Origin of the sequence: Bacillus sp. DC4300-2b2 (assembly GCF_049895685.1) — a bacterium.
In the GTDB taxonomy this organism is placed as follows: Bacteria; Bacillota; Bacilli; order Bacillales; family Bacillaceae; genus Bacillus; species Bacillus safensis.
Map to the genome: position 1 here is coordinate 257792 of NZ_JAFCSW010000005.1, position 10667 is coordinate 268458.

At 41.3% G+C, this 10667-nt stretch carries 14 protein-coding genes and 1 tRNA gene; 4 read left to right on the plus strand and 11 right to left on the minus strand.

Annotated elements, in window-relative coordinates:
• Nucleotides 1-43: 43 nt before the first annotated feature.
• Nucleotides 44-328, minus strand: a complete 285-nt coding sequence (groES, locus tag ACP69X_RS16755) for a co-chaperone GroES (protein ID WP_024426730.1) — start codon at nucleotides 326-328, stop codon at nucleotides 44-46.
• Between the two features lie 229 nt (nucleotides 329-557).
• Here groES and ACP69X_RS16760 point away from each other — a divergent pair, with 229 nt between their 5' ends.
• From ACP69X_RS16760 to ACP69X_RS16770, 3 genes are read left to right on the plus strand one after another with little or no spacing between them, the layout of a single operon-like run.
• On the plus strand, nucleotides 558-1292 hold the full coding sequence (locus ACP69X_RS16760) for a CPBP family intramembrane glutamic endopeptidase (protein ID WP_041087003.1): 735 nt from the start codon (nucleotides 558-560) through the stop codon (nucleotides 1290-1292).
• The gene (locus ACP69X_RS16765) at nucleotides 1289-1483 is read left to right on the plus strand and encodes a YdiK family protein (protein WP_003213897.1); all 195 of its coding nucleotides are present in this window, start codon (nucleotides 1289-1291) and stop codon (nucleotides 1481-1483) included. Before ACP69X_RS16760 ends, ACP69X_RS16765 begins: the two co-directional genes overlap by 4 nt.
• Nucleotides 1484-1539: 56 nt before the next feature.
• On the plus strand, nucleotides 1540-2166 hold the full coding sequence (locus tag ACP69X_RS16770; RefSeq protein ID WP_426052897.1) for an NUDIX hydrolase: 627 nt from the start codon (nucleotides 1540-1542) through the stop codon (nucleotides 2164-2166).
• A 38-nt stretch (nucleotides 2167-2204) separates the two neighbouring features.
• Here the strand turns inward: ACP69X_RS16770 and tatC are convergent, their stop codons facing one another.
• From tatC to moaC, 4 genes are read right to left on the minus strand one after another with little or no spacing between them, the layout of a single operon-like run.
• The gene (tatC, locus tag ACP69X_RS16775; RefSeq protein ID WP_139037433.1) at nucleotides 2205-2963 is read right to left on the minus strand and encodes a twin-arginine translocase subunit TatC; all 759 of its coding nucleotides are present in this window, start codon (nucleotides 2961-2963) and stop codon (nucleotides 2205-2207) included.
• A 6-nt stretch (nucleotides 2964-2969) separates the two neighbouring features.
• Nucleotides 2970-3149, minus strand: coding sequence for a twin-arginine translocase TatA/TatE family subunit (locus ACP69X_RS16780; RefSeq protein WP_008355689.1), 180 nt, complete (start codon nucleotides 3147-3149; stop codon nucleotides 2970-2972).
• Nucleotides 3150-3176: 27 nt separating this feature from the next.
• Nucleotides 3177-3830: a redox-sensing transcriptional repressor Rex gene (locus ACP69X_RS16785; RefSeq protein ID WP_008355687.1), complete on the minus strand. Its 654-nt coding sequence runs from the start codon at nucleotides 3828-3830 to the stop codon at nucleotides 3177-3179.
• Between the two features lie 15 nt (nucleotides 3831-3845).
• Nucleotides 3846-4337, minus strand: a complete 492-nt coding sequence (gene moaC, locus ACP69X_RS16790) for a cyclic pyranopterin monophosphate synthase MoaC (RefSeq protein ID WP_034664898.1) — start codon at nucleotides 4335-4337, stop codon at nucleotides 3846-3848.
• 138 nt (nucleotides 4338-4475) lie between these two features.
• Between moaC and ACP69X_RS16795 the strand changes: the two genes are divergently transcribed.
• Nucleotides 4476-6398, plus strand: a complete 1923-nt coding sequence (locus ACP69X_RS16795) for an ABC-F family ATP-binding cassette domain-containing protein (protein WP_041086992.1) — start codon at nucleotides 4476-4478, stop codon at nucleotides 6396-6398.
• Between the two features lie 269 nt (nucleotides 6399-6667).
• On the opposite strand, the gene tsaD is transcribed toward ACP69X_RS16795, so the two are convergent.
• From tsaD to ACP69X_RS16825, 6 genes are all read right to left on the minus strand, one after another.
• Nucleotides 6668-7696 (minus strand): tRNA (adenosine(37)-N6)-threonylcarbamoyltransferase complex transferase subunit TsaD, encoded by a 1029-nt coding sequence (tsaD, locus tag ACP69X_RS16800; RefSeq protein WP_073979366.1) that lies wholly within the window; start codon nucleotides 7694-7696, stop codon nucleotides 6668-6670.
• A complete protein-coding gene (gene rimI / locus ACP69X_RS16805; RefSeq protein ID WP_024424460.1) occupies nucleotides 7689-8117 on the minus strand; it encodes a ribosomal protein S18-alanine N-acetyltransferase in 429 nt (142 codons plus the stop codon). The genes tsaD and rimI overlap by 8 nt, the downstream gene beginning before the upstream one ends.
• A gap of 25 nt (nucleotides 8118-8142) precedes the next feature.
• Nucleotides 8143-8832, minus strand: a complete 690-nt coding sequence (gene tsaB / locus ACP69X_RS16810) for a tRNA (adenosine(37)-N6)-threonylcarbamoyltransferase complex dimerization subunit type 1 TsaB (protein ID WP_073979365.1) — start codon at nucleotides 8830-8832, stop codon at nucleotides 8143-8145.
• Complete coding sequence (tsaE, locus tag ACP69X_RS16815) at nucleotides 8813-9289, minus strand: tRNA (adenosine(37)-N6)-threonylcarbamoyltransferase complex ATPase subunit type 1 TsaE (protein ID WP_073979364.1); 477 nt, start codon at nucleotides 9287-9289, stop codon at nucleotides 8813-8815. Before tsaE ends, tsaB begins: the two co-directional genes overlap by 20 nt.
• Nucleotides 9290-9302: 13 nt before the next feature.
• A complete protein-coding gene (thiL, locus tag ACP69X_RS16820) occupies nucleotides 9303-10280 on the minus strand; it encodes a thiamine-phosphate kinase (protein ID WP_269104199.1) in 978 nt (325 codons plus the stop codon).
• A gap of 273 nt (nucleotides 10281-10553) precedes the next feature.
• Nucleotides 10554-10630 (minus strand) — tRNA-Asp (locus ACP69X_RS16825).
• Between the last annotated feature and the right edge of the window lie 37 nt (nucleotides 10631-10667).

Consider the following 10667-nt stretch of genomic DNA (forward strand, 5'->3'; position numbering starts at 1 on the left):
TCCTCAGTCTTTTTAAAAATTTATCTCAATGTTTTTTATGTGATTAGCCAATAACAGCTAAAATGTCGCTCTCACGAAGGATTAAATATTCTTTTCCTTCATATTTCACTTCAGTGCCTGCATATTTTGAGAAGATAATGCGGTCGCCTGTGCTTACTTCTAACGCAACGCGCTCACCACTTTCAAGTACACGCCCTGAACCTGCTGCAACAATTTTACCTTCTTGCGGTTTTTCTTTTGCAGAATCCGGTAAAACAATACCGCTAGCGGTTTTTTCCTCAGATTCAACGAGTTCAATGATTACGCGATCGCCTAATGGCTTTAACATAAGAAACAACCTCCTCAATTATTATATGTAGTCTTTTTTAGCACTCATCACCAGTGAGTGCTAACACATTTATTATAATAAAGAATGTCTTCTGCAATTTCAAGTGAAAACCTTTAAAAATTTTTACGCTTTCACGATCTTTTTGAATCTCAGATTCTTTCCTTTTCATCGAAAAAGAAGACTTGTGTTACAATAAATTTAGTTCTTTTAGTAAAGGGGTTTTCGTTACTTGAAAAAACAATATTGGTACATCATCTTAACGTATATATTGGTACAGGTATCTGCGTTTCCTTATTTTCTCATGATGAAATGGCTGGGATTCATTCAAACACCGATGACTCAAACAGAGCTTTCAAAATTATCAGGAACGTGGACAATCATCAGTTTCTGTATCGGATTGATCATTATTCTGCTCCTCCTTCGAACCGTCCCAAAAGCTTCACTGCGAAATGAAGCGCCAGTTTCAATCGGTTCTGCTATCGCATGGATCATTGGCGGTTTCTTTCTTTCTCTGTTTGCACAATCAATTGCGGGGGCGATTGAACAATATGCATTCGGCATTGGCCGTGAGTCAGAAAATACGCAAACCATTTTATCCATTATGGATGCCGTTCCTTGGCTTGTGATCGTCATTGCCCTGATTGGTCCAATCTTAGAGGAAATCATTTTCCGTAAAATCATCTTTGGTGTGATTTATGAAAAAACGAATTTCTTCATTGGAGCACTTGCCAGTTCAGTGGTTTTCGCTGCTGTACACTATGATTTTCCCCATATCTTGCTCTATACAGCAATGGGCTTTACCTTTGCCTTTTTATATGCGAAAACAAAACGAATCATTGTTCCAATCGGCGCTCATATGCTGATGAATTCACTTGTCGTTCTTGTGCAGATTGAGCCAGTGAAAAAAATGATTGAAGAACAATCTCAAACCATGCAAATGATTATTGGAGGCTTTTTCTCATGAGAAACCCAGTCGTATGGGGCATCATTTATTTTGCCGTAGGTGTCGCTTTCACCTATATGGCCATTCAAAACCCAGGTGACATGTGGTCATTTTACAGCATTTTGCTGATGGTGTTTGCGGCCTATAATATCAATATCGCGCTTAAAATGTTTGCCTTCTCTGTCAAACTCAAAAAACAGCAGCAAAAATAAATCAAAAACCATTTTCCGCGTTTGGAAAATGGTTTTTTTATGGAGGATGTATCTTCATGGAACATGAAAAACTTCGTATCTTTAATGATCAGCATGAAACCATTGGAGCTGCCGCTCGTTCAGATGTCCACGCCCAAGGTCTTTGGCATGAAACATTTCATTTCTGGCTTCTCAAAAAGGAGCATGGCACCGTGTATCTCTATTTTCAGCTAAGGAGTCCTGCAAAAAAGGATTTTCCTTCACTGTTTGATATCACCGCAGCAGGTCACCTTCTTGCAGATGAACAGCCTTCTGAGGGCTTAAGAGAGGTAGAAGAAGAGCTTGGTCTTTCTATCCCTTTTGAGAACCTTACTTATACAGGAATCATAAAAGATGAAATTCACCTGCCTTCTTTCATTGACCGTGAGTTCTGCCATGTGTATCTTTATATGAATGAAGAAAAGCACATGGAAGTTCATCTACAGAAAGAAGAAGTCGCTGGTCTGTACAGAGCAAAACTGGTTGATGCACAGCAGCTTTTAACAGGATCATGTGAAAGAATTCGAATCGAGGGCTTTGAAGTGGCTGCAAACGGCGAACGACGTGAGGAAAGCAGGGAAGTACATATTCGAGATTTTGTCTCGCATGAGCCCGCCTATTATGAGCACCTCTTTCACACGATCAATCAATTTCTTGCACAATAGAAAAAGCATCGTGATCCTCATTGGATCATGATGCTTTTTTATGAAACATAATGTTTTTCTTTCTCCTCTGTTTGCTGCATTTTGCGGTAGGTCACTCTTGAAATGATAATACTCACTTCGTATAAAACGAGCATTGGCAAGGTGACCATGAGGTGAGAAACAAGCTCTGGCGGTGTAATGAGTGCGGCAATGACAAGGAGGACAAAATAGGCATACTTCCGTATTTTTGATAAAAACATCGGTGTGATGATGCCAAGTCTTGTGAGAAACATCAACACGACGGGCATCTGAAACAAAAAGCCAAATGGAAGTGTTAACTGCATTAGAAATGTAAAATACTCATGAATCCCAATGACTTGCTCTACATTTAAATCATTCGACATTCGCATCATAAAATCGACGACAAACGGAAATAAAATAAAGTAAGAGAAAGCCACACCGCTCAAAAATAAAAGCAGTGCAATCGGAATGTAAGCAAGTGTCACCTTTCTTTCTTTTTCATATAGGCCAGGACTCACAAACGCCCACAGCTGATATAAAATAACAGGACACGTCAAAACCAAAGCAATGACAAATGCGAACTGCATAAACACGTACAGTGGATCTGTAAGCTTAAATGCATTCAGCGTCAGTGTTGCCGCTTCATCGGTATTTTGTAAATACAGAATGACCGGCTTAGCGAGAAAAAAACCAGACACCATAAAGGCGACAAAAAACATCGCAATGATCACTAAACGTTTTCGCAGTTCCACAATATGCTCCATAAGCGGCATATCTTTGACATTCATGAAGCTCATCCTATTCTACTGATCTTCTTTTTTCTTTTTTTCTTCCTGATCATCAGCTAAGCCTTTTGTGGCATTTTTGAATTCACGTAATGTATCTCCTGCTGCTCTTCCTAATTCAGGAAGCTTTTTCGGCCCAAAAATAATGAGCGCTACAATCGCAATCAGAATCAAACTCCCAGGACCGATCGGACCCATTTGCTCCACCCCCTTTACCCCTTTTCGTCAGTCCTCCTGCGTAACAGAGTAATGCTTTAAGAAATACACAAGAGACTGAAGTTCAACCGCCAAATCTATATGATGAATTCGAATGTGTTCCGGCACATTCAATCGAGCCGGCGTAAAGTTAAGGATTCCTTTGATGCCAAGGGCAATCAAACGATCTGTAATGGATTGAGCTGCTACGGCAGGTACTGTCAAAATTGCAACAGGGATATCTCCTACCTCTTGAACATGCTCTTCAAGCTTATCCAAATCATAGACAGGCACGCCGCCTATCTCACTTCCTATTTTACTCTCATTGACGTCAAAAGCCATTGAAATTTTTGTATTATTATTTTTTATGAAATTATAGTGTAAAAAAGCAGTCCCTAAATTTCCGACACCGATGAGCATGACATTGGTCATTTCATCTTGGTCAAGGGTCTTTCTGAAGAAGGTCAAGAGATAATCGACATTATAGCCATACCCTTTCTTCCCAAGTGCACCAAAGTACGAAAAATCTCGGCGAATGGTAGCAGAATCCACTTTGACTGCATCACTAAGCTCTGCTGATGACACCCTTTGTTTTCCTGATGCATGCAGATTTTTTAAAAAACGGTAGTATAGCGGCAAACGTTTGGCTGTCGCTTGTGGAATTTTTGACTGATCTATATTCATATAAGGTCCTCCAACTTAAATATCAGATGCTCTGTGAAAATCACCATTTTTCCCGCCTGTCTTTTCAATTAGATAGGTAGGACCGATGATCATGCCTTTATCAATCGCTTTGCACATGTCGTAAACGGTCAGTGCACATACTGAAGCAGAAGTGAGCGCTTCCATCTCCACACCTGTACTTCCTTTTGTTTTTACCTGTACTTGTATGTTCAGGATGTGCGCATTTCCGTCTTCCTCCCAATCAAAGGAGATATCCACGCCTTTTAGTGCAAGCGGATGACACATTGGAATGATGGTAGATGTTTGCTTTGCTGCCATGATGCCAGCAACCTGTGCAACAGACAGCACATCCCCTTTTCCAATTTCACGCTGTTGTATTTTATGAAACACTTCTTTTATCATACGAACACTTGAAGCAGCAACGGCGGTCCTCACTGTAGACGATTTGTCACTAATGTCGACCATCTTTGCTCTTCCCTGTTCGTTAAAGTGGCTAAATTGACTCATCTTTCAACGCTCCCTCACTCAAATGATACACTATTTTTTCCTATCTGTCTTTCATTTGAATATGGCGATTGTATGTAACATTTGCCGGTTTACTGCTGATAAGCTACACTTAACATATTATAGCAGAGGTGAAGTTACATGATGATTCTACAAGTGAATCAGCTGTCCAAATCGTTTGGCGCTGATACTGTTTTAACGAATATAAAATTGGAAGTCAAAGCAAGGGATCGAATTGCCATTGTAGGTCGTAACGGCGCAGGCAAATCCACGCTTTTGAAAATCATCGCCGGTCAAATGTCTTACGAGCAAGGTGAGATTATCAAACCAAAAGACCTATCGATCGGCTATTTAGCACAGCATACCGATGTGACGTCTACACGTACGCTAAAAGACGAATTATTATCGGTTTTTGATCATTTAAAAGAGATGGAACAAGAGATGAGAACCATTGAGGAGAAAATGGCTTCTTCCACAGGTTCTGAGCTGGAAGCCCTGATGAAAACCTATGACAGGCTTCAGCAGGAATTTAAAGATCAAGGCGGCTATCAATATGAAGCAGATGTCCGCTCCATTCTTCATGGACTCGGCTTTAGTCATTTTGAAGACGAGACAACCGTCCAATCTTTAAGCGGCGGCCAGAAAACCCGTTTAGCACTTGGAAAGCTCTTGTTAATGAAACCAGAACTCTTAATTCTGGATGAGCCGACCAACCATTTAGATATTGATACCTTATCATGGCTTGAGCAGTATTTGCAAAATTATACAGGTGCCATTCTCATCGTGTCCCATGACCGCTATTTCTTAGACAAAGTCGTAAACCACGTCTATGAAGTCTCAAGAACTTCGATGAAAAAGTTTGCTGGGAACTATAGTAAGTATCTGGATCTGAAAGCAGAGCAGCTCGAGCGGGATATGAAACTATACGAAAAGCAGCAAGAAGAGATCTCAAAGCTCCAGGATTTCGTGGACCGCAACCTGGCAAGAGCCTCCACCACAAAGCGCGCTCAAAGCAGACGCAAACAGCTCGAACGGATGGATCGTTTAGATAAGCCTTTAGGAGATGAAAAATCCGCAAACTTTCATTTTGATATTACGAGACAAAGCGGCAATGATGTACTGAAGGTACATGATCTTGATATTAGTTATGATGAAAAAACACCGCTCCTATCCTCTCTTTCTTTTCAAATTAAACGCGAGGATAGTGTGGCACTCATTGGTCCTAACGGGATCGGGAAATCAACCCTTTTAAAAACGTTAACGAACACATTAACACCAGTAAAAGGCGACATCACTTTTGGATCTCATGTCACCATCGGCTACTATGACCAAGAGCAAGCCAAACTGACATCCTCGAAAAAAGTGCTAAATGAGCTTTGGGATGATTATCCTCATATGAATGAAAAAGAAATTCGGACATGTTTAGGAAACTTCCTCTTTTCAGGGGATGACGTTTTAAAGCCTGTCCATGCATTAAGCGGTGGGGAAAAAGCACGTCTTGCGCTGGCAAAGCTGATGCTCCAAAAAGCCAATTTTCTTATTCTCGATGAACCTACAAACCATCTTGACTTAGATAGTAAGGAAATTTTAGAGAATGCACTAATCGATTATCCAGGAACCATCTTATTTGTCTCGCATGATCGTTATTTTATCAATCGTCTCGCTACGAAAGTATTCGAGCTGTCGCCTACAGAAACAAAAGAATATCTCGGTGATTATGACTACTACCTTGAAAAGAAAAATGAACAACTAGAGCTGAAGGCACTTCAAGAAAATGAACCTGTTAAAAAACAAGCTGCCCAACCAGCAGAAACAACAAAGCTTTCTTATGCGGAAGAAAAAGAACTGAAAAAGAAAGAAAGACAAAAGCAGCGCAGGATTGAAGAAATTGAAAAACGGATTGCTGTCATTGAAGACAAGCTCGGTGAAAATGAAGAGCTGTTATGTGATCCTGATATTTTTCAAGATCACGAGAAGGTTCAAGCCATTCAAACAGAAAATGATACGCTCAATCAAGAGTTAGAATCACTTTTTGCGGAGTGGGAAGAGCTGTCAGATTCTTAAAGAGTGCCCTAAAGGGTACTCTTTTTTCTTTCAATGAAAATTTATTATCCACAACGATACCCACAATAACTTCTTGATTATTCTTAAACACTTTAGACTTATCCACTTTATCCACAGTGTTTTAATCACATATCCACAAAAAAGGTCGTATTTATACACATCCTCTTCACTTTAAAACAAAATTTTCTAACAATTGTGGATATATAACGTTTACATGTGAATAAATCGCTTTCATAGAAAAATAAAAACCCCTGTAATCCACAGGAGTTTTATTTATATGAGACTAGCGGCAATCCTGGCTGGCCATTCATCGCCATATCGCCTCTGATTCCTTTTTCAAACGCAATGGTTCCAGCGGCAGCGATCATGGCTGCATTGTCTGTGCAAAGTGATAATGGCGGAATAATAACCTTCACGTCTGGCAGTTTCGTGAATGCTGATGTTAAAGCTTCTCTTAGTCCTTTATTGGCAGCGACTCCTCCAGCTAGAACAACCTGCTTCACACCATAGGCTTCTGCTGCTTTCAATGTTTTCCCAACAAGCACCTCAATGACACTTGCTTGAAAACTTGCGGCTAAATTCTCTGGGGCAATCGTTTCTCCCTTTTGTGACGCATTGTGTAACGTGTTGATCACAGCTGATTTTAAACCACTGAAGCTAAAGTGATAAGACCCTTCTTCAAGCCATGCACGAGGAAGCTTAATTGTCGGCTCTCCTTCATGTGCTAACCGATCAATATGAGGTCCGCCTGGGTACGGGAGACCCATCGTCCGGGCCACTTTATCGTAGGCTTCTCCAGCTGCATCATCTAATGTTTCTCCGATGACCTCAAAAGATCCGTGCTCCTTCAATAAAACAAGCTCAGTATGTCCGCCAGAGACAACAAGAGCTAAACATGGAAACTCTAATTCATCAACGAGCTGGTTGGCATAAATATGCCCTGCAATATGATGAACACCAACAAGAGGAATTTGATGGGCAAAGCTCAGTGCCTTTGCTGCATTGACGCCAATCAGCAGGGCACCGACGAGACCGGGTCCTTCCGTAACAGCAATCGCATCCAAATCCTTAAAGCTCATACCCGCCTGTGTCATCACTTCTTCTAATACGATGGTGACTTGCTCCACGTGATGCCTCGAAGCAATTTCAGGTACAACACCGCCAAATCGTTTATGACTGTCTATTTGCGAGGCGACCACATTTGCCACGATTTCCTTTCCATTTTTCACAATGGACGCAGCTGTTTCATCACAGCTTGTTTCTATTCCTAATATGAATCGATCTGTTTGTTCACTCATTTATATTCACCCACATGACTAACGCATCTTCTCCATTATCCGTATAATAATTCTTTCGAATAGAAGCTGGTCTGAAACCGAGCTTTTCATAGAGGGATTGTGCTGGTGTATTCGAAACCCGCACCTCTAAAGAAAGATGATCTGTCTTTTTTTCTTTGCAAAATTCCATGACATATCGAAGCAATGCTTCCCCATAGCCTTTTCCTCTATGCTCAGGGAGAATCGCAATGTTCGTAATTTGTGCATCGTCCATGACAATCCAGACCCCGCAATATCCAACAGGCTGCTTATCTTCTTCGATGAGGAAATAATGGCTGTATTGGTTATGAAGAATCTCATAGACAAACGATTCCTTTTTCCAAGGGGCTGTAAACGAATGCACTTCAATCGTATACACCTCTGGAATGTCCGCTACTGTCATTTGTCGTATTTCTGCTATGTGAAGATTATTTTTGTCCTTCAAGCCATTTCACTTCCGCTTCTGCCAAACGAATATAGTTAGGAACAAGCTGATGAACATCTTCAGCAGGACGATCTGCGCCTAAAAATGCAAGCACTGAAGGTCTTGGGTTATGAAATGTCCCCTCTGCCAGTACAGCCGTTTCTCCTAAAATAGAGCGAATGCTCTCTTCATGAAGGTGCACATCTTGTCCAAGAAATAGAACAGGCTTTCCTGTCTGCTTCAGCTCATGAAGCCAATCCGTGAGCAGGATATTTTGATCTGGTTCGACCTCTTTGATCTTACCTTTTTCAAACGTATATAGCCCAGTATAAACTTGTCCTCTTCTCGCATCAAATAGAGGTGAGATATACCCATCAAAATATTGGCCATTTGCCGCAAGCGCTTCTAAACTCGAAACAGCCGATATCGGGATAGACAGCGTCCACGCTAGTGTTTTTGCTATGGTAACACCGATTCTGACGCCAGTGTAAGAACCAGGTCCTTTTGCCACAACGATTTTACTTAGTTCGCTTGGTGCTACACCACATTCTTTCATCAATGCTTCAACAGTGGGCATCGCTCGGACGGAATGGTTCTTTTTTAAATACGTAATGCTCTCGCCAATCACAGTGAGGTCTCTTACAAGAGCAATTCCTAGTGTATGGTTTGATGTATCAATGGCCAGTATGGTCAAATTCTTTCATCTCCTTACAAAGGGACTCATAACGCTCCCCTTTTGCATCAAACGTGAGATGCCGTTCTTCTTCACGTTCTGTTCTCAGCATTTCAATTTTTAAATAGGAAGAAGGCAATTGAGGTTCAATAAGATGTGCCCATTCAATCAAGCATACTCCTTCACCCTCAAAATATTCTTCGAGTCCGATCTCTTCTTCTGCATCTTCCATGCGGTACACGTCCATATGGTAAAGTGGCAGTCTGCCATCGGTATATTCTTTAATAATTGTAAAGGTGGGGCTGTTGACGATACGGGTAATTCCTAAGCCTTCTGCAAAACCTTTTGAAAAAGTGGTTTTGCCTGCGCCTAAATCTCCTTCTAATGTCAATACATCGCCTGGCATCACAAGTTTGGCCAAAGCAGCGGCAATTCGTTTCGTCTCATCCGCACCTTTTGTTGTCCATGTTAATTTCACCGTTGATGTCACCTCATTTCTTAAAATGATTATATCCTTTTTTCATTAACATTGTTTGTTGATCATTGTCTTTTAACATAACACTGGCTGCTTGATCATCTTTGACTTGTCCAATACGTGTGATCTGAATGTCTTCTTTTTGACATTGAGATTCAAAGCTTTCCCAATCAGATTCTGGTATCGTACCAGTTAAAACAAAGTCTTCTCCCCCGAATAACACCCATTCAAGCCAGTCTTTGCGCAGCACCTGTAAATCTGGATGAATTGGAAGCTTATCAGCTTCTATCTCGATCCTCACACCGCTCGCTTCAGCTATCTCATTCAACTCACTCGCTAATCCATCACTCACATCATTCAAGGTGACGCGCGGGAAACTTGAACAAATGTGACCAGCAGCAATATGAGGCTGAGGCATTTTGTGACGCTTAAGAAAGAAATCAGCGTCGACCGCCTTAGAAGGGGCTGCTTCGTTCATTAAGATTGATAACCCAGCAGCTGATGAACCTAGTTCACCTGTGACAAAGACGACGTCTCCAGTTTGAGCACTGTGACGATAACAAGCTGTTCCCTTTGACACCTCACCAATGACCGTCACGGTAATGACAAAGTCACTGCGAGTGGCTACTGTATCTCCACCAATCAAATCCATATGATAGGTGTTAGCCAACGCTTTCATTCCCTCGTAAAGAGCCCTGACGATTGTTTCGTCACCATGAGGCGGGATCGCAATTGAAACAAGATAATACTTTGGGGTGCCTCCCATTGCAGCGATATCACTGACATTGACTGCCAGTGCCTTAAAGCCAACTTCAAAAGGTGTGGAAAAGTCAAAACGAAAATGAACATGCTCCACCATTGTATCAACACAAACGACCTCTTCACAGTGTGAATGAGGTTGATAAACACTTGCATCATCACCGATGCCCATGATCAAAGAGCGCTGATATGTATCTTTTGGTGTGATTCGGCGAATAAGATCAAATTCATCCATAAAAAGACAGCCCCTTCTTGCAATCAATTGGTTAAATAGACATGATGTCAAACACAGTTAGTATTAGTGTAGCGAATATAAGTCTCAGTTCCAACTAAAAATGATATAAAGAAAGCCTGGTGTGTAAAAACCAGGCTGGGTTGAAGTAATCTATCTATTCTTTCATATAGTGTAGCCAAACACAAATCATTTCATTGCATCGTGGGTACTTGTAGAAAGAAAAAGACATAAAAAAAAACGAAACTATACGTTTTCGTTTACAAGTCATAAAAATGGCGGTCCGGACGGGACTCGAACCCGCGACCTCCTGCGTGACAGGCAGGCATTCTAACCAACTGAACTACCGGACCATTTTGGTTGCGGGGGCAGGATTTGAACCTGCGACCT

Excerpts from the sequence above, each read along its gene's own strand:
- moaC (WP_034664898.1), bottom strand. The coding sequence starts at position 4,337 with ATGAGTCAATTTAGCCACTTTAACGAACAGGGAAGAGCAAAGATGGTC.
- tatC (WP_139037433.1), bottom strand. The coding sequence starts at position 2,963 with ATGAGCTTCATGAATGTCAAAGATATGCCGCTTATGGAGCATATTGTG.
- ACP69X_RS16785 (WP_008355687.1), bottom strand. The coding sequence starts at position 3,830 with ATGAATATAGATCAGTCAAAAATTCCACAAGCGACAGCCAAACGTTTG.
- ACP69X_RS16770 (WP_426052897.1), top strand. The coding sequence starts at position 1,540 with ATGGAACATGAAAAACTTCGTATCTTTAATGATCAGCATGAAACCATT.
- ACP69X_RS16765 (WP_003213897.1), top strand. The coding sequence starts at position 1,289 with ATGAGAAACCCAGTCGTATGGGGCATCATTTATTTTGCCGTAGGTGTC.
- groES (WP_024426730.1), bottom strand. The coding sequence starts at position 328 with ATGTTAAAGCCATTAGGCGATCGCGTAATCATTGAACTCGTTGAATCT.
- thiL (WP_269104199.1), bottom strand. The coding sequence starts at position 10,280 with ATGGATGAATTTGATCTTATTCGCCGAATCACACCAAAAGATACATAT.
- tsaD (WP_073979366.1), bottom strand. The coding sequence starts at position 7,696 with ATGAGTGAACAAACAGATCGATTCATATTAGGAATAGAAACAAGCTGT.
- ACP69X_RS16795 (WP_041086992.1), top strand. The coding sequence starts at position 4,476 with ATGATGATTCTACAAGTGAATCAGCTGTCCAAATCGTTTGGCGCTGAT.
- ACP69X_RS16780 (WP_008355689.1), bottom strand. The coding sequence starts at position 3,149 with ATGGGTCCGATCGGTCCTGGGAGTTTGATTCTGATTGCGATTGTAGCG.
- rimI (WP_024424460.1), bottom strand. The coding sequence starts at position 8,117 with ATGACAGTAGCGGACATTCCAGAGGTGTATACGATTGAAGTGCATTCG.